Source organism: Pseudomonas urethralis (genome assembly GCF_021602465.1).
Classification (GTDB): domain Bacteria; phylum Pseudomonadota; class Gammaproteobacteria; order Pseudomonadales; family Pseudomonadaceae; genus Aquipseudomonas; species Aquipseudomonas vlassakiae.
The window spans coordinates 165,291-185,256 of the sequence record NZ_BQIJ01000007.1; the positions used below are offsets into that span (position 1 = coordinate 165,291).

Below are 19,966 nucleotides of genomic sequence, written 5' to 3' on the forward strand. Positions count from 1 at the left end.
GCGCCGCACGGGCGGCGCTCGATCTCACAGGCGCAACAAATTTATCGACGAACACCCTCAGCCCCCAACGAGAACCCCATGAAATCCCCCTCCTTGAGCCGCGCGCTGATCCTGCTGATGGCCACCGCCACCGGCCTGGCCGTGGCCAGCAATTATTACGCCCAACCGCTGCTGCACAGCATCGCCCAACAGTTCGGCCTGAGTACCGCCAGCGCCGGCAGCATCGTCATCGCCGCGCAACTGAGCTACGGTGCCGGCCTGCTACTGCTGGCACCGCTGGGTGACCTGTTCGAGCAGCGCCGGCTGATCGTGGTGATGACCGCTATCTCCACCTTGGGCCTGGTCATCAGCGCCTGCGCCCCAAGCTTGCCCTGGTTGCTGCTCGGTACCGCGCTCACCGGTCTGTTCTCGGTGGTGGCGCAGATCCTCGTGCCCATGGCGGCTACCCTGAGCGAGCCGCATCAGCGCGGCCGCGCAGTGGGCACCTTGATGAGTGGGTTGCTGCTCGGCATCCTGCTGGCGCGCACAGCCGCCGGTTTCATGGCCGAGCTGGGCGGCTGGCGCAGCATCTATGTGCTGGCCGCCGTGCTGATGGCACTCACCGCGCTGGCGCTGTACCGCAACCTGCCCGAACACAATAGCCATGCCGGCTTGAAATACCCGGCGCTGATCGGCTCGGTGTTCCGCCTGTTCATCGAAGAGCCGGTGCTGCGCCTGCGCTCGCTGCTCGGCCTGCTGGCGTTCAGCCTGTTCGCGCTGTTCTGGACACCGCTGGCGTTCCTGCTGGCACGCGAGCCCTATCACTACTCCGACGCGGCCATCGGGCTGTTCGGCCTGGCCGGCGCCGCGGGGGCACTGGCGGCCAACTGGGCCGGGCGCCTGGCCGACCGTGGCAAGGGCTCGCTGGGCACCACTGTTGGCCTGGCGGCGCTGCTGCTGTCGTGGGTCCCGCTGGGTTTTGCCGAAACCTCGCTGCTGGCGTTGCTGGTCGGCGTACTGGCCCTAGACCTGGCCGTGCAGCTGGTACACGTGAGCAACCAGAATGCCGTGATCGCCTTGCGCCCCGAAGCACGCACGCGGCTGAATGCCGGGTACATCACCTGTTACTTCATCGGCGGTGCGCTAGGCTCGTTGCTGGGCACGCAACTGTTCCAGCGCCAAGGGTGGATGGGCATCGTGGTGGCAGGCCTGGTGATCGGCACGCTGGCCTTGGTGGTCTGGGGCGTTTCGCAGCGCAAGGCCGCCGCGCAACTGGCTTGAGGCCATCAGCGGATGTGACGACCCGCCGCATTACCCTCCGTCGCCTGGCCGTTGACTTGCCTGCCCCGGCGGCGCTCAGTAAGCGCTGGTCACAGACCTTTCACTGACAGGACGACTCAATGACAAGACTCACGGTGCAATCCGGCGATTTCTTGCAAGGTGAAGGCGAGTTTCGCAATGGATCGCTCACACTCAAGACCCCGCGCAGCCCTTCACCCGGGGAGCGCATCTCACTGGCCCGCATCGCTGACCTGCGCCTGGCCAGCCTGGAGTCCAGCCGCAGCCTGGGCACCGCCCTCGGCTGGGGCGTGGCCGGGGCGCTGGTGGCCGGCCCGGTGGGGTTGCTGGCCGGGCTCTGGCTGGGCGGCAAAGAGGAAGAAGCCACCTTCCTGGCCACCTTCAAGGATGGGCGCAAACTGATGGCCATCACCGACGGCAAGACCTGGTCGAAGATCGACGACACCTGGCGCCAGCATCGCCGCCCGCCACCTGCCGATTGAGCCCCGGCGAGGCCCGGGCCCGGTTGCTACGCGGCCTCAAAATGCAAAAGCCCCCGAGCTTTTCAGCTCGGGGGCTTTTGCAGAATGTGGCGGTGAAGAAGGGATTTGAACCCTTGATACGATTTCTCGTATACACACTTTCCAGGCGTGCTCCTTCGACCACTCGGACACTTCACCGTTTTCTCTTCAAGGCTTTCACCCCGTCGAGGCGCGCTAATTTAGTAGAAGAGCTTTTCTTTGGCAAGCATTTTTTTCAAATTTTTCATGCATTTAAGCCAACCCACTGAAAAGCCGGGGTTGTCAGGGCAAAGCGGCCAATCTGGCCAGCGCTTTTACTCGTCACAAACGCTGCACCCTCGCCGCACAAGGCATTGCAGCCCGACGCTGACTGGCCGGTCAGCCTTGCTGCTTTACCTGGCTCGCGGTGCTGGGTAACGTCTTCGCCACGTCACCCTAAGGATAGCGCCATGAGCGAGCTGATTACCTACCACGCCGAAGACGGCATCGCCACCCTGACCCTGAACAACGGCAAGGTCAACGCCATCTCGCCGGATGTCATCGCGGCCTTCAATGCCGCCCTCGACCGCGCCACGCAGGAACGCGCCGTGGTGATCATCACCGGCCAGCCAGGCATCCTCTCGGGTGGCTACGACCTCAAGGTGATGACCTCCGGCCCGAAAGAAGCCGTCGCCCTGGTCACCGCCGGTTCCACCCTGGCCCGCCGCCTGCTGTCGCACCCGTTCCCGGTGATCGTCGCCTGCCCCGGCCATGCCGTGGCCAAGGGCGCTTTCCTGCTGCTGTCGGCCGACTACCGCATCGGCGTCGAAGGGCCGTACAAGATCGGCCTGAACGAAGTGCAGATCGGCATGACCATGCACCACGCCGGCATCGAACTGGCCCGCGACCGCCTGCGTCGCTCGGCCTTCCACCGCTCGGTGATCAATGCCGAAATGTTCGAGCCCAAGGATGCCCTGGATGCCGGCTTCCTCGACAAGGTCGTGCCAGCCGAGCAGCTGCTTGAGGTCGCCCAGGGCGTGGCCCGCGAGCTGAAGAAGCTGAACATGCTGGCGCACAAGAACACCAAGCTGAAGGTGCGCAAGGCGCTGCTGGATAGCCTCGACGAAGCGATCCTGCTCGACCAGGGCCACATGGGCTGAGTGCACCGGCTCACACCAGGGTTTGCCGCGGCCAGTGCACAGCCGTACACTGCCTCGCGACTGTCTGGTGTGAGTCGTACCATGCTTTACTCGCTTCGCATGTTCCTGCTGGGGCTGCATTTTCTGCTGGTGGGCGTCATCGGCCTGCTGATCGGCCTGCTGCGCCCCTTCAACCGCGATAACAGCCGTGTCTTCGCGCGCCTCTACAGCGTGCCAGCCACCTGGCTGATGCGCATCAAGGTCAAGGCCGAAGTCGGCCCGCTGTGGGACCAGCCGCCCGGCTGCGTGATCGTCGCCAATCACCAGTCCAACTTCGACCTGTTCATCCTCGGCCATGTGGTACCGCAACGCACCGTTGCCATTGGCAAGAAGAGCCTCGGCTGGATCCCGCTGTTCGGCCAGCTGTTCTGGCTCGGTGGCAATGTGCTGGTCGACCGTAAAAACGCCTACCAGGCGCGCAAGGCCATGCAGACCACCACGCGTATCCTGCAGGATGACACTTCGATCTGGATCTTCCCGGAAGGCACGCGCAACCCCGACGAACAATTGCTGGCGTTCAAGAAAGGCGCCTTTCACATGGCCGTGGAGGCCGGCGTGCCGATCGTCCCGGTGTGCGTCAGCCGCTATGCCCGGCGCCTGAGCCTGAACAGCTGGCGGCGGCGGACCGTGATCGTGCGCTCGTTGCCGCCGATCGCCACCCGCGGCCTCAGCCAGCAGGACCTGCCCGCACTGATCGAACAGTGCCGCACACAGATGCAGCTGTGCATCGACAACATGGAAAACGAACTGGCAAAGGCCTAGGTTGCTTTGATCGCGAGCAAGCTTGCGCCGCCAGTTGCTCTGCAGCCAACTACAGCCCAAGCTGTAACCCGTGTACAACCGAACAAGTGGATAACCATGGGTCGAGTCGTGGCATCGGCGGTGTATGCCGCTGGCAGAAAGGTCACCAACATCAATATCGACGAAGGCAGCGAGTGGGCGCGCAAGCCGGGGCACTTCGTGTGGATCGGCCTGGAAGAGCCCAACGCCGAGGAACTGGCCAACTTGCAGTGCCAGTTCAACCTCCACGAACTGGCCATCGAGGACGCGCTGGAAAAACACAGCCGGCCCAAGCTGGAAACGTTCGGTGACGCGCTGTTCATCGTCACCTATTCGCCAGTCCGCCATCAGGGCAAGCTGGAGTTCATCGAGACCCACATCTTCGCTGGCAACGGCTACATCATCACCTGCCGCAATGGCCACTCGAAATCCTACGCGCTGGTGCGCCAGCGCTGCGAGGCGCGCCCGCTGCTGCTCGAACATGGCGAAGACTTCGTGCTGTATGCCCTGCTCGACTTCGTCACCGAGAACTACCAGCCGGTCAGCGAGGCCATTCATGGCGAGATCGAGGAGCTGGAACAGAGCGTGCTGAGCACCACGCTGCAGGAGGAGGATATCCAGCGCCTGCACGGCCTGCGCCGCGACATCCTGCGCCTGCGCCGTTATGTGGCGCCGATGGTGGAAATCAGCGAGGAACTGCAGCGCCTGAGCTTCCCGTTCATCGACAAGAACATGCGCCCGTACTTTCGTGACGTGCAGATCCACGTGACGCGGCAGATGGAGGACCTGGCCGGGATTCGCGACATCGCCAGCCAGACCATCGAAATCGGCATGCTGCTGGAATCGTCACGGCAGAGCATCGTGCAGCGCAAGTTCGCCGCGTGGGCGGCGATCCTGGCCTTCCCCACGGCGATTGCCGGGATCTACGGGATGAACTTCCAGAACATGCCAGAGTTGGGGTGGCACTATGGCTACTTCGCAGTACTGGGTGTGATCGCGCTGGGGTGTACGGGGTTGTTTGCCAGCTTCAAGAAAGCCGGCTGGCTTTAGCGTGCCGGGGCCGCTGTGCGGCCCGGGTCGAATCAGGCGGCGCTGTCGCTGGCCTTGGCCGGCTGCTGGATGAAGCGCAGCATCCATTCGCCCACCAGGTCGCCCTGGTGCTCAGTGGCCAGGCTGGCAATCGCCTTTTGGTACACCTCGTCCCCGAGGTATTCCTGACGCGCATCGAGCAGCGCCCGCGAATAGTCGTGGACGAACTCCGGGTGGCCCTGGAAACAAAGCACCTGGTCGCGGATGTGATACGCCGCATTCGGGCAGAAGTCGCTGGAGGCGATTACCGTGGCGCCTTCCGGCAACTCGGTGACCTGGTCCTGGTGGCTGATCAGCAAGGTCAGCTCGGAAACCTCCGGGTCCATCCACGGTGCATGCGCCGCCAGCGAGTAGCGGTGCACGCCCACGCCCCAGCCCTGGTCGGCGCGCTCGGCCTTGCCACCCAGGGTCAATGCCAGCAGTTGATGGCCGAAGCACACACCCAGCAGCTTCTCGCCACGCTCGTAGAGCTTGAGCAGGTAGGCCTTGAGCGTCTGGATCCAGGGGTCGCTGCCGAACGAGTCGGCCTTGCTGCCGGTCACCAGGTACGCATCGAAGCGTTCGCCGTCGGGCGGGTACACGCCGTTCATCACGTTGTACACACGAAACTCGGCTGCGATCGGCTGACGCGAGAAGAGCTGCTCGAACATCCTTCCGTAGCCCTGGTACTGCGCGGTCAACTCCGGTCGCAGGACATCGGTTTCAAGGATGCAGATGCGTAACGACATAGGGATAGTCCTGAACGACATGGGTGGGAATCTGCTGTAGAGACTGACGCGAAAGCCACGTACAAGCAAGTAGGCTGCACTGACGAACGGTCACATTTTGTCGAATATCCAAGGGGGGATCTGCGGCTGTCTAGGCAGAGCTTACCAGCGCGATGGCTAAAGGCCTCATAGCCAAACGGCATCGTATTTTACCCCTTTAGAACAAAGCGTTCTCGACAATGCATGACGCTCGCCCTGTGGGTGGTTTATATCCACATACATGAGGCAAGCAGACCCGACAAGGAAGCCACCGGGTATTCAGGAATAACAACAAGAAGGCGGTCCGCCATGTTCAGACAATCGAAACTTCGCCAAGCCGGGCTCATTCTCTTCGCCACGACTTTGCTGCTGATTCTTCCCAACCTCACGCGGTTGTTCGGCTGACAGCGTCAATGCTTCGCTTGGGTTAATCTTGCGGTTTTCTGATCGGAGATTGCCCATGCGTCATTGCCTGGCCCTGGTAGCCCTGTTGGTGAGCCTGCCGCTGTCGGCGGCGCAGTTGCACCTGGAGCTGGGTGACAATGCCCGGCAATGGTCCAGCGAAGCGCTGTTGAAGCACCCTCAGGCCCGCGATATCGACATCGATCAGGACGTTTCGTACAAGCGGCCCATGCATTTTCGCGCCGTGCCACTGGCGGCACTGCTGCAAGGGGTCAAGGCCGACGACCATCTGCAGGCGGTGGCGCTGGACGGCTTTGCCGCGGAAATGCCAGCCGGGCCGCTACTGCAGCAGGCGCCGGCACGCGCCTGGCTGGCCGTCGAGGACCCTGCAAAACCGTGGCCTGCGCTGGGTGACGGCAAGCCGAGCGCCGGGCCGTTCTACCTGGTGTGGACCAACCCGCAGGCCAGCGGCATTCGCCCCGAACAATGGCCGTTCCAGGTCGCAACGATCCGCCGCCTGGCGCCGGTCGAACAACGTTACCCGGCACTGCTGCCCGACCCCAGGCTGGCAGCCAATGACCCGGTACGCCAGGGCTTCGCCCTGTTCCAGCAGAACTGCCTGGCCTGCCATCGGCTCAATGGTGCGGGGGATGCCCAGTTCGGGCCGGACCTGAATGTGCCGCACAACCCGACCGAGTATTTCCGGCCTGAGTATCTGCGCAGCTACATTCGTGACCCGCAGAGCTTGCGGCGATGGCCGCAGGGGCGGATGCCCGGATTCGCCGATAGCGTGCTGAGTGAACAGGAGCTGGATGCGCTGCTGGCTTATCTGACACATATGGCCGGGCGCAGGCCTTGAAATTGGGTAACCTTCTTCGCGGGTAAAACCGCTCCTACAGGGAGATCACTACCTCGGGCCTTGTGATGTACCCGCGAAGAAGGTGACACATGCCTTCAGGCAATCAGCCTTTCCTGCTTGACGCCCCACCCCTCCACTTCGCCGCCACAGGGTGAAACGACCTGCTCGAAGGCCTCTTCGAAATCACCAATCCCACCATAGGTGGCATACATGACCTTGCTCAGTTCCAGGTGCCACGCGCCATCGTCCAGTTCACGCACCTGAGCATTCAACGATTCGCCACGAAACTGCCCGGCTGCCCGCCGCGCGCCGGCTTCATCTGGAAATACCGCGTAGAACTCGATGGGGTGGATGCGGGTAAAGTCGAAACCGCCAGCTTTCATCTGGCGCAGGACATTGCTGCTGATATCGTCGTTCAGGCTGCTCATGAATCGTCCTCCCGAATAATGCGATGGATAGACTTTCCGTGCACTACGCACCTGCCGGCACTGCCGACAGATCGAGCTGATGCAAGACGCGAATTGAAGGGGTACAGGCCCGCAGAAAAGGCCGGCACCTTCCACCAGCGTAGTGCCTGCACCGGCACCACGCCAACCGGTGATTCAGGGCGCTTCGTGGATGCTGGTGATGATCACGCCGGTCTGCTCCTTGAGCCAGCGTGCAGTGGGGGATGGGGCGCGGTCCTGGAAGTCGTTGAGGTCCAGCTCATCCATGACCGGAAACAGATGCGAACGGATGGCGCGGGCCGCCTCCTCTTCGCTGGGGCACTGTTCACCGTGCAGCAGCAAGGTGGTTGGCTCGCCTTTCTGATCGGCAAAGATGACTTCCCACTCTTTCATTGACTAGCCCTCTCAATCAAAGAACACCCGGTTAGTGACGCCTGTAGATGCAGACCTTGGCCTCAGGCATTCGTTCCGGCAACGAAAAGGGCCGCATTGCGGCCCCTTTGTTCACTGATTGCTGCCTGATGCTTATTTCTTCGGCGTACCGTGAACGACACCGGCGGTGTTGTCCAGCAAGCTCTTGGTCGCCGTCTGGATGAAGGCCTCGAGCTGCTGCAGCATCTGCGGCTGCTCCGGGCTTTCGATCAGTTCGGCCTTGAACTCGCTGCCCAGCTGGTAGCGGTACATGCGCGGGCTCATGTCCTTGGACTCGATGAGCAGGTGATCGCCCTTGACCAGGCCGACGATCTGCTCGCTGCCCGATGGCTTGATCATGCCGACGCCCGGGTCACCCTCAGGCAGGTTGAGCAGGTCGCGGCCCCAGCACTGGTGACGCGTTTCGCCACCCAGGCGGCCCATGATGGTCGGCACGATGTCGACCTGGGTACCCACGGTGTGGTTGACCGCACCGAACTTCTCCTGGATGCCCGGCGCGATCAGCAGCAGCGGCACGTTGAAGCGGCCCAGGTCAAGCTCGGTGACCTGCTGTTGGTTGCCGAAGCCGTGGTCGCCGACGATCACGAACAGGGTGTCCTTGAAGTACGGCTCCTTGCGCGCCTTCTCGAAGAACTGGCCCAGCGCCCAGTCGGAGTAGCGCATGGCGGTGAGGTGCTCGTCCAGGCGACCCTGGCCGGTGACCTTCTCCACCGGCAGGTTGCTTGGCAACGCGTACGGCGTGTGGTTGGACAGGGTCTGCAGCAGCGCGTAGATCGGCTTCTTCTGGTCGTGCCTGGCCAGTTCCTCGTTACCGCGGTCGAACATGTCCTGGTCGGACACGCCCCAGGTCGGGTCGGAGAACACCGGATTGACGAAGTCGTTACGGCCGATGAAGGTGGTCATGCCCTGGTTGCCAAAGAATCCGGACTGGTTGTCCCAGGCGAAGTCGCCGTTGTAGACATAGACGTCGTCGTAGTCGCGGGCACTGAGCAGTGCCGGCAGGCCCGACAGCTTATGGCCACCCTCTGGGGTCTGCATCAGGTATTCGAAGCCTGGCAGGTTGGGGAAGCAGGCCATGGTGGCAAACATGCCCTGGTGGGTATGGGTGCCGTTGGAGAAGAAGCGGTCGAACAGCAGGCCTTCCTTGGCCAGCTTGTCGAAGTACGGGGTGATGTTGTTCGGGCTGCCCAGCGCACCGACCGAGTGGCCGGCGAAGCTTTCCATGAGGATCACCACGACGTTCTTGATCGGCAAGGTGCGATCGGCCGGCGGCACGAAATCGCGGCGCACGGCGGCCTCGTCGGCATCGACCAGGGTGTCGTTGGCGGTCAGCAGCTGCTTGCGCACGGTCTCGGTGGCCAGCTCTTGCTTGAGCACCGGTTTCCAGATATTGGCGCGGTCTTCGCCGAAGCGGCTCTTGGCTGCGTCGATCAGGGTCAGGGTGCCGTTCAGGCCCAGCTGGTTGACGAAGTTGGAGTCGGTGGTGAAGGCATCACCCCAACGCATCGGCGGGCCCTGGCGCAGGGTGCCACGGGCGGCGACCACCGCCACCAGCAGGACCACCATGAACACCGCCACGCGGGCGTACCATGGCGCCACACGTTGTTCGCCGGTACCCCGGGTCAGGCGGTCGATGCCCTTGAACAGCAGGCTCAGCAGCCAGGTGCCGAAGGCCCAGGCCAGCAGGTAGCGAACCACCGGGAAGCCGTACCAGAGCATGCTCAGAACGGTCTTCGGGTCTTCCTTGATGTACTGGAAGACCAGGCCGTTGAGGCGCTGGTGGAACTCACGGTAGAAGTCCATCTCCATCAAGCCGAGGAACATCACCACGCTCGAGGCGAGGGTCAGCCAGAAACGGAACAGCCCGCGCCGGGCCATCAGCCAAGGGCTCAGCATCGCCAGCAGCAGAGGAATGCTCAGGTACACCACCACCCGCAGGTCGAAGCGCAATCCGTTGAAGAAGCCTTCGGCGACAGTCGAGTAAGGGGTGTCGCCGATCATGTCGCTGTTGTAGACCAGCAGCGCCAGGCGCACCAGGCTGAGCATCAACATGATCACCAGGCCGCTGAGCAGCGTATAGGCCAGGTGCGATTTCAAGGTCGGCGTGAACGCTCGCGCGCCCTGTTGCCTCAAGGCATCCGTGTTAGCCATGAATGGGAAGGTCCTAGGATTGCGGTTTGCGGAGGTGGCGTTGGGGCTGGCCCAACGCAAGCATTATGCGGGAGCGGATTCTGTTTAATCCAATGTGAAAATTTTGTCACGTCACTATTGCTGATTTTGTCTGGGACGCAGCTTTCACAGACGGACATTGCCCCGCGGCCCGGCAATCGCCCAGATCACCAGGCCGATCACCGGCAGCAGGGCTATCAGCAGGATCCACAACACCTTGATCCCTACCTCGCTGCCGCTCTTGATCACGTTGAGGATTGCCCAGATGTCGAGGGCGAGGATAATCAGGCCGACCAGGCCATTGAAGGTAGAGCCCATGCAACGTTCTCCTTGAAAGGCTGTTGCTCAGCATAGTCCTCTATTGGAGCGATAGAAGTGAATCCTTGGCCTGCCGCGCAGGTCACTACCTACACTGCAAGCATTCCTGCATTCGAGGTTCCCATGCCCCCTGCTCACAGCCAAAGCGCCACCCCACCCTCCCTGCTGAACGCCTGGCGCGAGCAATTGCTCAGCAGCCCATGGCTCAGCGCGGGCCTGGCCGTGAGCCTGCTGGCGGTCGCCGTGCTGCTGGTGGCCAGCTTCTGGAACGCCATCAACGGCGACCACGCCGACAACCTGCACCTGGCTGCGCTCGGCGGGCTTTCCGGTTTTGCCGCAACCGCCTTGGGTGCGGTGCTGGCGGTAGTGCTGCGCGATGTCAGCGCACGCAGCCAGGATGTGATGCTCGGCTTTGCCGCCGGCATGATGCTCGCTGCCAGTTCGTTCTCGCTGATCCTGCCGGGCCTGGATGCTGCCCGCGCAATCACCGGCAATGGCCCGGCAGCGGCGTTCACCGTGGTGCTGGGCATGGGCCTGGGCGTGCTGCTGATGCTCGGCCTCGACCGCTTCACCCCGCACGAGCATGAGAGCACCGGCCCTTGCGGGCCGGAGGCCGAGCGCATCAGCCGGGTCTGGCTGTTCGTGCTGGCGATCACCTTGCACAACCTGCCCGAAGGCATGGCGATCGGGGTGAGCTTCGCCAATGGCGACATGAACATCGGCCTGCCACTGACCAGCGCGATCGCCATCCAGGACATCCCCGAAGGCCTGGCCGTGGCCCTGGCCTTGCGGGCGACCGGGCTGTCGAACCTCAAAGCTGCGCTGGTGGCGATTGGTTCGGGGCTGATGGAGCCCTTGGGCGCGGTGATCGGCCTGGGCATCTCCACCGGCTTTGCCCTGGCCTATCCGATCAGCATGGGGCTGGCGGCGGGGGCGATGATCTTCGTGGTGTCCCACGAGGTGATTCCCGAAACCCACCGTAATGGTCACCAGACGTCGGCGACCCTGGGGCTGATGGGTGGGTTTGCGGTGATGATGTTTCTCGATACGGCGTTGGGTTAGATGGGGTCGCCGATGTCATTGCGGTGTCGCTGAGATCGAGCGCCGCCTGCCAGCCTTGGCGCATGCCTGTAGGAGCGGATTCATCCGCGATGCGCCGCGCGAGCGGCGCTCGATCCCCAGGCGCTACAACTCAAACGTGAACCGCGACCTTCAAGGCCTCCAACGCAGGCTCGACCTTGATCCCCAGCGCTGCCCCGAGTTCCAGCACCCGCTCCAGGTCCTGCTGGCCCACCATCACCATCTGCAGCTCATCGTCGAGCAATTGGCTGAAGTTGAGCAGCACATAGCCACCGGCTTCCTTGTTCAAAGCCCCCATCTGCACCTGGATGCGGTTGAGTGCGATCAGCGGCTCGGTACGCGCCAGCTGCTTGGGCTTGAGGGTGAACGGCACGCTCTGGTCGAACGAATCGCTGATGCGCTGGAACAGCTCCTGGTAGCTGTCGGCCTGGAATACCACGGTGTCTGGCAGGCTGCCGAGCACGACCCACTCACCCAGCGGGATCGGGAAGCTGTCGTCGTAGTTGATGTCTGGGTTGGCGGCGAGGAAGGCAGCGGGGTCGGCGTAGGCCTGGGCGGCCTCGTCGGCGATGCGCTCGATATCCTCATCGCGCATGCAGCCGGCGCCGACGAGGCTGATGAATTCGAGCAACTGGTTTTTCATGAAAGGGGGCCTGCGACGGGTGAAAAGTCGCCAAGGATAGCCGCAAATGCCCCCGGGCGGTTAGCCGGCCAGCGCTTGCAGGCGTGCGGCAGCGTCAACCGCGCCCATGGTCTGCGCCGCCATCAGCGCCGTGGCGCCACGGGCGTCCTGGTGCGCCGGGTCGGCACCCTGGGCGAGCAGATAGTCGAGAATCTCTGTGCGGTTGAACATCGCCGCCAGCATCAGTGCGGTGCGCCCGTCCTGCGCAGCAGCATCCACAGGGACGCCGCTTTCCAGTAGCAGGCGAATCATCGCCAGGTCACCCTTGAATGCCGCACCGGCGATGGGCAACTGGCCGTTGTCGTTGGCGATCAACGGGTCGGCCCCCTGGGCCAACAGCACCCGCACCGCTTCATGATGGCCGTGGTAGCTGGCCAGCATCAGCAAGGTATCGCCCTTGTGATTGCGCAGGTTGGCCGGCAGGCCACTGGCCAACAGGCGACCAAGCATCTCGGCGTCGCCCTGGCGGGCACGCTCGAAGACCTGCTCGGCAAACACGGCGGTTTCGTCCTCGGTCATGGCGGTGGCGGTGGCGGTGGCGGTGGCGGTGGATTGAGCGGACATCGGGAACCTCCTGGCATAAATGATTGCCCAAGTCTTTGTCAGGCACGCCATTGCGGTCAAAGGTTCAGATTCTATTGCGCCGATAGGAACAACCCACGCCGTGCAAAATGCACTGTGCAAAATGCACGACCTTGCAGCCTGCACGATGCCGCTGCTGAAAAACTCCCCTAACCCCCTGTATTTACTGGCTTTTCCCGATTTCCGAGTTCTGGCACGGTCACTGCAACAATCAACTCACGTCTGCACCCCCAAACAGTCAGGAGTTGATATGGACCTCATTCAGGAAAAATTCGTCTCGGTATTCCCGGCCTACCAGGTCGCTACCCAGCCCCGCCCTGACGGTGGCGTGCTGCTGACCCTGCGCGCCGCCGATGGCAAAGTGACCCGCCGCGTACTGACCTACGGCCAACTGCACAGTGCCGAGCAGCTCTCCTGGGCCATCAGTGCCATCCGCCGTGACCTGGCCGAGCAAGCCAGTGAACTGCCTGTGATTTCCATGCTGCAGAGTCAGCAGCGGTTTGCCCTGCCGACCTATCGCTGAGGTTCGTCTGTGCCGGCCTCTCGCGGATAAATCCGCTCCTACCCAGGTACTGCATTGCCCCTAGGGATGGCGGGGTACCTGTGTGCAGGAGCGGATCTATCCGCGATGAGGTCCGGTCAGACACTAAAGCTCGTCGACCCCAAGAAACGCCCGGGCAGTCACATCGCCGGTAAAGCGAGGCTCCACGCCCTGCTCACTGCCAAACAGGCGCAACGCCAGGCAGAACGGATTGTCCCCCAGCTCCACCCAGCGCCGCGTCCCCGCCGGCACCACCAGTTGATCACCCTTCTCGCACAATACCGCATACACGTACTCGCCCAGGCGCAGGCCGACTTGCGCGCGGCCAGCCACCACGGCGAACACTTCGTCGCTGGCGTGCACGTGCTCGTCACGCACATCCACCTGGGCCGGGTCGAGGCCATCACGGTTGAGCAGCGTGAACGCCGCACTGCCGTGGGCCGTCATCCACAGGTCGAGGTGTTCACGGCAGGCCTCGAGCACGTCAGCCTCGCTACTGCCCGGGCGCACGCGCAGCGCCAGCGGGCTGTGGCTGAAGCGCACGCCCTGCTCGGCCAGGGTCGCGGTAATGTCGTCGTGGTGGGTCAGCACCTTGTTCGGCAAGCCTGGGCTGGACGGGTGGAAAACACAGAGGATGCTCATCGGCTGCTGGTCCTGGTCGATTTCGAACGAGTGGCAATGATAACGGCTGCCGCCAACGCTGCGGCGCTGGCCATACCAAAGGTGAAGGACGGCCCCAGCAGTTTCCAGCTGTAGCCTGAATACAAGGCGCCCAGCGCACCACCGGTACCCGACAGCGCCGCGTACAGTGCCTGGCCCTGGCCTTGCTGGCGGGCACCGAAACTGGCCTGCACGAAGGCGATGGACGCGGCGTGAAAGCAACCGAAAGTGGCCGCGTGCAGCAACTGGGCGAACACCAGCACCGCCGGCTCACTTGCCAGGTTGCCCAGCAGCAGCCAGCGCAGCGCCGCCAGCAGGAAGCTGACCAGCAGCACCCGTTGCACACTGAAGCGGGCAAACAGGCGGCTCATCACCATGAACATCAGTACCTCGGCCACCACGCCCAAGGCCCACAGCAAGCCGATGGCACCGCGGCTATAGCCCAGGTGTTCGAGGTGCAGGGTAAGGAAGGTGTAGTACGGGCCATGGCTGAGCTGCATCAGCGCCACACAGACATAGAAGGCGATCACCCCCGGCGCGGTCAGTTGGCGCAGGAAACCACCCGCCTCACGTCGCTCGCCCTGCTCCACCGGCTGAGCGTTGGGCACCCACAAGCTGGCGGCGACGATACCGGCCATGATGGTCACCAGGGCCACCGGGTAGATGTCCAGGCTCAGCCATTCGAACAGCCGCCCCAGGCCGACCACGGTGAGGATGAAGCCGATCGAACCCCACAGGCGCACCTGGCTGTAGCGCGAGGTCTGCCCGTGCAGGTGGGCCAGGGTGATGACTTCGAACTGTGGCAGCACCGCGTGCCAGAAGAACGCATGCAGCGCCATGACCAGCGCCAGCCAGACATAGCTCTTGCCGAAGAAGATCAGCGAGAAGGTGGCCAGGGTCGACAAGGCGCCCAAGCGCACGATCAGCAGGCGCTGGCCGCTACGGTCACCGAGCCAGCCCCACAGGTTGGGGGCAACGCAGCGCATCAGCATGGGGATGGCCACCAGCTCGCCGATGCGGGCCGGGGAGAACCCCAGGTGGTCGAAGTACAGGGCCAGGAACGGGGCGGTGGAGCCCAGCAGGGCGAAGTAGAACAGGTAGAAGCTGGACAGGCGCCAGTAGGGGATTGCAGGCATGGGATAAGCCTTGTGGGGGACCTGTGCCGGCCTCTTCGCGGGTAAACCCGCGCCCACAGGGACCGCACAATATTGGAAATCGTGGTGGTCCTGTGGGAGCGGGTTCACCCGCGAAGGGGCCCTTGCAGGCTGATCAGAGCTGGCCCAGCACCGGGGTGTTGACCTTCACGTCAGCGTTCTGCGCACGGTGGCGCAGCAGGTGGTCCATCAGCACGATGGCCATCATCGCTTCGGCGATCGGGGTGGCGCGGATGCCGACGCACGGGTCATGACGGCCCTTGGTGATCACGTCGACCGGGTTGCCGTCGACGTCGATGGAACGCCCCGGGGTGGTGATGCTGGACGTCGGCTTCAGCGCCAGATGGGCGACGATCGGCTGGCCCGAGCTGATACCGCCGAGGATGCCGCCGGCGTTGTTGCTGAGGAAACCTTCCGGGGTCAGTTCGTCACGGTGTTCGGTGCCGCGCTGGGCAACGCTGGCGAAACCGGCGCCGATTTCCACGCCCTTCACCGCGTTGATGCTCATCAGCGCGTGGGCCAGTTCGGCGTCGAGGCGATCGAAGATCGGCTCGCCCAGGCCCGGCATCACGCCTTCGGCCACCACGGTGATCTTGGCCCCGACCGAATCCTGGTCGCGACGCAGCTGGTCCATGTAGGCCTCGAGCTCCGGCACTTTGCTCGGGTCAGGGCTGAAGAAGGCGTTTTCCTCCACCGAATCCCAGCTCTTGAACGGGATTTCGATCGGGCCCAGCTGGCTCATGTAGCCACGCACCTGAATGCCCTGGGTGGCCAGGTATTTCTTGGCAATGGCACCGGCGGCCACGCGCATGGCGGTTTCCCGCGCCGAGCTGCGACCACCGCCGCGGTAGTCGCGGATACCGTACTTGTGGTGGTAGGTGTAGTCGGCGTGGGCCGGGCGGAACAGGTCCTTGATCGCCGAGTAGTCCTTGGACTTCTGGTCGGTGTTGCGGATCAGCAGGCCGATCGAGCAGCCAGTGGTGCGGCCTTCGAACACGCCGGAGAGAATCTCCACTTCATCGGCTTCCTGGCGCTGGGTCGTGTGCCGGCTGGTGCCGGGCTTGCGCCGGTCGAGGTCATGCTGCAGGTCGGCGAGGGAGATTTCCAGGCCAGGAGGGCAACCATCGACAATGGCGACCAACGCCGGGCCATGGCTTTCGCCAGCGGTGGTGACAGTGAACAGCTTGCCGTAGGTATTGCCGGACATGGACGCTCCGCGAAATCTGCCTGAGATGAACGAAAGCGGGCAGTATACAGATGGATTGCTTGCCTGTGCGGGCCTCTTCGCGGGTAAACCCGCTCCCACAGGGACTGCACAAAGCCTGTGTGAGCGGGTTTAACGGTGAAGAGGCCAGACCAGCCAGATACAGCTGGCGAACCTTCCCGCAAACATTGGGTCAAACCGTCATCTCCCCACTGTAGTACCGCATGATGTCGCGCCTCGTCGCCTTGTTCCTCCTGCTGTGCGCTGGCCTGGCCCAGGCCGCCGCCCCTACCGTGCTGCAACGCCCCATCGACCTCGATACCGGCCAAGGCGTGCTGCACGGCAGCCTGCTGCTGCCGCAACAGGCCACGCCACCGCCGGTGGTGCTGATCATCGCCGGCTCCGGCCCCACCGACCGCGACGGCAACAACCCGGCCTCGGGGCGCGTCGACAACCTCAAGCGCCTGGCCCTGGTGCTGGCCAACGAGCACATCGCCAGCGTGCGCTACGACAAGCGCGGGGTGGCCGCCAGCCAGCCGGCTACGCCCGATGAGCGCGACCTCAGTGTGCAGCGCTACGTCGACGACGTGGTGGCCTGGAGCCGCAAGCTCAAGGCCGACCCACGCTTCGGCCCGCTGATCCTGATCGGCCACAGTGAAGGGGCGCTGATCGCCAGCCTGGCCGCCGAACGTGCCGGCGCCAGCGCGGTGATCACCCTGGCCGGCATGGGCCGGCCACTGGCGGACGTGCTGCGCGAACAACTGGCCCAGCGCATGTCGCCCGCTTTACTGGCCGGTGGCAGCGCCCTGCTCGACCGCCTGCAGGCCGGGCAGACCAGCCTGGACGTGCCAGCACCGCTGCGCCAGGTGTTCCGCCCCAGCGTGCAGCCCTACCTGATCACCCTGCTCCAGCAGGACCCGGCGCAGGCCTTCGCCCGCTTGCCGATGCCGGCGCTGATCGTCCAGGGCCGCAATGACGTGCAAGTCGACGTGGCCGACGCCGAACGCCTCAAGGCGGCCAAGCCAGATGCCCAGCTGGTGCTGATCGATGGCATGAACCACATGCTGCGCATCAGCCCCAAGGACATGCACCAGCAGCGTGACAGCTACCTCAATCCGGAGTTGCCGTTGGCACGGGAGCTTGGCGAGCGGGTGGTCAGCTTCATTCACCAGTTGCCTTCGGCCTGACCCTCAAACATCGGCAAAACCTGCCGATAACGCGGTATTGGTGCTGAACGGGACCGTTTTGCGGCCCTTTTCAGCACCCGCCCGTATCTGAGGAAACGCCTAGATGACCGATGCCCCCGCCGCCGCCGAACCGGCCGAACAGCCGCACGCCCCGGAACCTGCCGCCCTGCCTTGGGCCGACCTTGCCGTCGAACATTTCCAGCTGCTGCGCCTGGCGCCTTTGCCCACCGACCGCAACAGCGGTGCGCGGCCATTGCGCTTCGTCGAGTTCGCCTACGCCGAGCGCCATGACCAGGCCCACAGCCTGCTGCGCATGGAAATCCGCCTGCCGGGGCAGAAGGTGCGCAAGGAGCAGAACCAGCTGGATGTGCGGGTAGACCACACCGAGCGCCTGGTGACCCTCGGCAGCGACAGCGGCCTGCAACTGGAGCCGCTCAACCGTGGCCTTGGCCGCTTCATGCTCGGCCAGGCCGTGCAGTGGCTGCAGCGTCGCTGGTCGAACTACCGGGTCGAAGGCATGGCGTTGCCGAACAAGGATGCGCTGAACGAAGACACTCGCCTGCGCCGCGACCGTTTCATCACCGCCAGCGGCCTGGAAGTGGAATACGCCGACCCGCAGCACCTCAAGGGTCGCACCCTCGACACCACGGTGAGCCAGCTCAAGGGCGGCTGGAATACCGAGAAGGTGCAGCAGCTGGCGGTTCTCGATACGGCGGCGATGTTGCAACAGGCCGAGCAACAGTTGCTGGAGAAAGAGGGGCAGCTGCGCGAGCGCGATGAACGGGTGGCCAAGTACCGTCGCGAAGACAGCGGGCTGCGCTTTACCATCACTTGCCTGGTGGCGTTCGCCGTGTTCCAGGCCGGGTTGCTGATCTGGATCGCCACCCGGTAAACAGCCGGGGCCGCTTTGCAGCCCCGGCAGGCCAATCTCAGACGCGGGCCTTGAACAGTGCCTGATGCTGGCGGCACTGCTCGGCGGTGAGCATGAACACGCCATGCCCGCCACGCTCGAATTCCAGCCAGGCGAAGTCGACTTCCGGGTACAGCGCCTCGACATGGACCTGGCTGTTGCCAACCTCGACGATCAGCAAGCCTTTCTCGGTCAGGTGGTCGCCCGCCTCGGCCAGCATCCGTCGCACCAGGTCCAGGCCATCCTTGCCGCAGGCCAGGCCCATTTCCGGCTCGTGGTGATATTCGGCCGGCATGTCACCGAAGTCCTCGGCGTCGACGTACGGCGGGTTGGACAGGATCAGGTCGAAACGCTGCCCCGGCAGGCCGGCAAAGCCGTCACCCTGTACGGTGAACACGCGCTCGTCGAGGCCATGGCGCTCGATGTTCAGGTTGGCCACCTCCAGCGCGTCGAACGACAGGTCGGCCAGCACCACTTCGGCCTCGGGGAATACTTCGGCAGCCACGATACCGATGCAGCCGGAGCCGGTGCAGAGGTCGAGGATGCGCGCCGGCTCCTGCGCCAACCACGGCTCGAAGCGCTTTTCGATCAGCTCGCCGATCGGCGAACGGGGCACCAGTACGCGCTCGTCGACGATGAACGACATGCCACAGAACCAGGCTTCGCCCAGCAGGTAGGCGGTCGGCACGCGGTCTTCGATGCGGCGCTTGAGCAGATGCTGCAGGCGTACCCGCTCGTCATCCTCCAGCTGGCAGTCCAGGTAGCTATCGGCGATTTCCCATGGCAGGTGCACGGCGCCCAGCACCAGCAGGCGGGCTTCGTCCCAGGCATTGTCGGCGCCGTGGCCGAAGAACAGCTCGTGCTCATGGAAGCGGCTGACCGCCCAGCGGATGTGGTCGCGCAACGTGCGCAGACGAGATGTGATCACGGGGTACTCCTAATTCAGACCGTACAAAAGTCTAACAGCCCCACCCGCACATTTGTTCCCCGCTATGCCCCGACGGCAAGCCACAGGCCAGTAAACATGCCGCTTGCGATGTCAACCATTCCCATTGGCGCCAAGGCAAGGGAGAATAGGTATACAAAAGCCCTGACCCAAGGAGCCCTTGATGTCCGTTCCAACCACGATGTTCCGCCTCACTGGCCGCGATTACCCGCCGGCCAAGCTGAGCCAAGCCAGCCTGATCATCATCGATGCGCAGAAGGAATACCTGAGCGGTCCTCTGCAACTGTCGGGCATGGACGAGGCCGTGGCCAACATCGCCCGGTTGCTCGACGCCGCCCGCAAGGCCGGCCGTCCGATCATCCACGTTCGCCACCTCGGTACCGTTGGCGGGCGCTTCGACCCGCAGGGGCCGGCCGGCCAGTTCATCCCCGGCCTGGAGCCACGCGAAGGTGAAATCGTCATCGAAAAGCGCATGCCCAACGCCTTCAAGAACACCAAGCTGCACGACACATTGCAGGAGCTGGGGCACCTGGACCTGATCGTGTGCGGCTTCATGAGCCACTCCAGCGTCAGCACCACCGTGCGCCGCGCCAAGGACTATGGTTATCGTTGCACCCTGGTGGAAGACGCCTCGGCAACTCGCGACCTGGCGCTCAAGGACCAGGTGATCCCTGCCGCGCAGATCCACGCGTGCGAAATGGCCGTGATGGCCGACAACTTCGCCTGTGTCGCCCCTACCGCCAGCCTGATCTGAGCTGACGTTGCGATGACCGCCCGGCAGCCGGGCGGAACCCAAGGGCCCGGCCCAGGTCGAATTCCGGAT

The 19,966-nt window shown here is 63.9% G+C and carries 22 protein-coding genes and 1 tRNA gene; 11 read left to right on the plus strand and 12 right to left on the minus strand.

What is annotated here, in order from left to right:
* Nucleotides 1-78: 78 nt before the first annotated feature.
* On the plus strand, nt 79-1,260 hold the full coding sequence (locus tag L6D64_RS13895; protein ID WP_176507320.1) for an MFS transporter: 1,182 nt from the start codon (nt 79-81) through the stop codon (nt 1,258-1,260).
* Between the two features lie 119 nt (nt 1,261-1,379).
* Nucleotides 1,380-1,760, plus strand: coding sequence for a hypothetical protein (locus L6D64_RS13900; protein WP_054883694.1), 381 nt, complete (start codon nt 1,380-1,382; stop codon nt 1,758-1,760).
* An 87-nt stretch (nt 1,761-1,847) separates the two neighbouring features.
* Here L6D64_RS13900 and L6D64_RS13905 read toward each other — a convergent pair.
* Nucleotides 1,848-1,937: transfer RNA gene (locus tag L6D64_RS13905), tRNA-Ser, on the minus strand.
* A gap of 290 nt (nt 1,938-2,227) precedes the next feature.
* Here L6D64_RS13905 and L6D64_RS13910 point away from each other — a divergent pair.
* The 3 genes from L6D64_RS13910 (at nt 2,228) to L6D64_RS13920 (ending at nt 4,786) form a co-directional block, all read left to right on the plus strand.
* Entirely contained in the window at nt 2,228-2,917 is a 690-nt protein-coding gene (locus L6D64_RS13910; protein WP_176507321.1) for a crotonase/enoyl-CoA hydratase family protein, read from the plus strand.
* 81 nt (nt 2,918-2,998) lie between these two features.
* A complete protein-coding gene (locus L6D64_RS13915) occupies nt 2,999-3,718 on the plus strand; it encodes a lysophospholipid acyltransferase family protein (RefSeq protein ID WP_176507322.1) in 720 nt (239 codons plus the stop codon).
* A 96-nt stretch (nt 3,719-3,814) separates the two neighbouring features.
* Nucleotides 3,815-4,786 carry a magnesium and cobalt transport protein CorA gene (locus L6D64_RS13920; RefSeq protein ID WP_054883690.1) on the plus strand — a complete coding sequence of 324 codons (972 nt, stop codon included), beginning with the start codon at nt 3,815-3,817 and terminating at the stop codon, nt 4,784-4,786.
* Between the two features lie 32 nt (nt 4,787-4,818).
* Here the strand turns inward: L6D64_RS13920 and L6D64_RS13925 are convergent, their stop codons facing one another.
* Complete coding sequence (locus L6D64_RS13925) at nt 4,819-5,553, minus strand: amidotransferase (RefSeq protein WP_054883689.1); 735 nt, start codon at nt 5,551-5,553, stop codon at nt 4,819-4,821.
* A gap of 478 nt (nt 5,554-6,031) precedes the next feature.
* On the opposite strand from L6D64_RS13925, the gene L6D64_RS13930 reads away from it, so the two are divergent.
* Entirely contained in the window at nt 6,032-6,832 is an 801-nt protein-coding gene (locus tag L6D64_RS13930; protein ID WP_176507323.1) for a c-type cytochrome, read from the plus strand.
* A gap of 95 nt (nt 6,833-6,927) precedes the next feature.
* Here L6D64_RS13930 and L6D64_RS13935 read toward each other — a convergent pair whose 3' ends face one another.
* The 4 genes from L6D64_RS13935 to L6D64_RS13950 form a co-directional block, all read right to left on the minus strand.
* Nucleotides 6,928-7,260, minus strand: a complete 333-nt coding sequence (locus L6D64_RS13935; protein WP_176507324.1) for a ribonuclease E inhibitor RraB — start codon at nt 7,258-7,260, stop codon at nt 6,928-6,930.
* A gap of 174 nt (nt 7,261-7,434) precedes the next feature.
* Nucleotides 7,435-7,671: a hypothetical protein gene (locus tag L6D64_RS13940; RefSeq protein WP_054883686.1), complete on the minus strand. Its 237-nt coding sequence runs from the start codon at nt 7,669-7,671 to the stop codon at nt 7,435-7,437.
* A gap of 132 nt (nt 7,672-7,803) precedes the next feature.
* Nucleotides 7,804-9,861 carry an LTA synthase family protein gene (locus tag L6D64_RS13945; protein ID WP_176507325.1) on the minus strand — a complete coding sequence of 686 codons (2,058 nt, stop codon included), beginning with the start codon at nt 9,859-9,861 and terminating at the stop codon, nt 7,804-7,806.
* Between the two features lie 144 nt (nt 9,862-10,005).
* The gene (locus tag L6D64_RS13950) at nt 10,006-10,197 is read right to left on the minus strand and encodes a PLDc N-terminal domain-containing protein (protein WP_176507326.1); all 192 of its coding nucleotides are present in this window, start codon (nt 10,195-10,197) and stop codon (nt 10,006-10,008) included.
* Between the two features lie 123 nt (nt 10,198-10,320).
* On the opposite strand from L6D64_RS13950, the gene L6D64_RS13955 reads away from it, so the two are divergent.
* Nucleotides 10,321-11,259, plus strand: coding sequence for a ZIP family metal transporter (locus L6D64_RS13955; RefSeq protein WP_176507327.1), 939 nt, complete (start codon nt 10,321-10,323; stop codon nt 11,257-11,259).
* Nucleotides 11,260-11,389: 130 nt separating this feature from the next.
* Here L6D64_RS13955 and L6D64_RS13960 read toward each other — a convergent pair whose 3' ends face one another.
* Entirely contained in the window at nt 11,390-11,920 is a 531-nt protein-coding gene (locus tag L6D64_RS13960; protein ID WP_176507328.1) for a hypothetical protein, read from the minus strand.
* 60 nt (nt 11,921-11,980) lie between these two features.
* Nucleotides 11,981-12,523, minus strand: a complete 543-nt coding sequence (locus L6D64_RS13965; RefSeq protein WP_236192468.1) for an ankyrin repeat domain-containing protein — start codon at nt 12,521-12,523, stop codon at nt 11,981-11,983.
* Between the two features lie 268 nt (nt 12,524-12,791).
* Here L6D64_RS13965 and L6D64_RS13970 point away from each other — a divergent pair, with 268 nt between their 5' ends.
* Nucleotides 12,792-13,064 (plus strand): DUF3509 domain-containing protein, encoded by a 273-nt coding sequence (locus L6D64_RS13970; protein ID WP_054883680.1) that lies wholly within the window; start codon nt 12,792-12,794, stop codon nt 13,062-13,064.
* A 123-nt stretch (nt 13,065-13,187) separates the two neighbouring features.
* On the opposite strand, the gene L6D64_RS13975 is transcribed toward L6D64_RS13970, so the two are convergent.
* From L6D64_RS13975 to aroC, 3 genes are all read right to left on the minus strand, one after another.
* On the minus strand, nt 13,188-13,724 hold the full coding sequence (locus L6D64_RS13975; RefSeq protein ID WP_176507329.1) for an oxidase: 537 nt from the start codon (nt 13,722-13,724) through the stop codon (nt 13,188-13,190).
* Nucleotides 13,721-14,878 (minus strand): MFS transporter, encoded by a 1,158-nt coding sequence (locus tag L6D64_RS13980; protein ID WP_176507330.1) that lies wholly within the window; start codon nt 14,876-14,878, stop codon nt 13,721-13,723. The genes L6D64_RS13975 and L6D64_RS13980 overlap by 4 nt, the downstream gene beginning before the upstream one ends.
* 133 nt (nt 14,879-15,011) lie before the next feature.
* A complete protein-coding gene (gene aroC / locus L6D64_RS13985; protein ID WP_110639703.1) occupies nt 15,012-16,103 on the minus strand; it encodes a chorismate synthase in 1,092 nt (363 codons plus the stop codon).
* A gap of 221 nt (nt 16,104-16,324) precedes the next feature.
* On the opposite strand from aroC, the gene L6D64_RS13990 reads away from it, so the two are divergent.
* Entirely contained in the window at nt 16,325-17,287 is a 963-nt protein-coding gene (locus tag L6D64_RS13990; RefSeq protein WP_176507331.1) for an alpha/beta hydrolase, read from the plus strand.
* 103 nt (nt 17,288-17,390) lie between these two features.
* Nucleotides 17,391-18,179, plus strand: coding sequence for a hypothetical protein (locus L6D64_RS13995; RefSeq protein WP_176507332.1), 789 nt, complete (start codon nt 17,391-17,393; stop codon nt 18,177-18,179).
* 37 nt (nt 18,180-18,216) lie between these two features.
* On the opposite strand, the gene prmB is transcribed toward L6D64_RS13995, so the two are convergent.
* Nucleotides 18,217-19,125: a 50S ribosomal protein L3 N(5)-glutamine methyltransferase gene (gene prmB, locus L6D64_RS14000; RefSeq protein WP_176507333.1), complete on the minus strand. Its 909-nt coding sequence runs from the start codon at nt 19,123-19,125 to the stop codon at nt 18,217-18,219.
* 181 nt (nt 19,126-19,306) lie between these two features.
* On the opposite strand from prmB, the gene L6D64_RS14005 reads away from it, so the two are divergent.
* Complete coding sequence (locus L6D64_RS14005; RefSeq protein WP_054883673.1) at nt 19,307-19,897, plus strand: cysteine hydrolase family protein; 591 nt, start codon at nt 19,307-19,309, stop codon at nt 19,895-19,897.
* Nucleotides 19,898-19,966 lie beyond the last annotated feature (69 nt).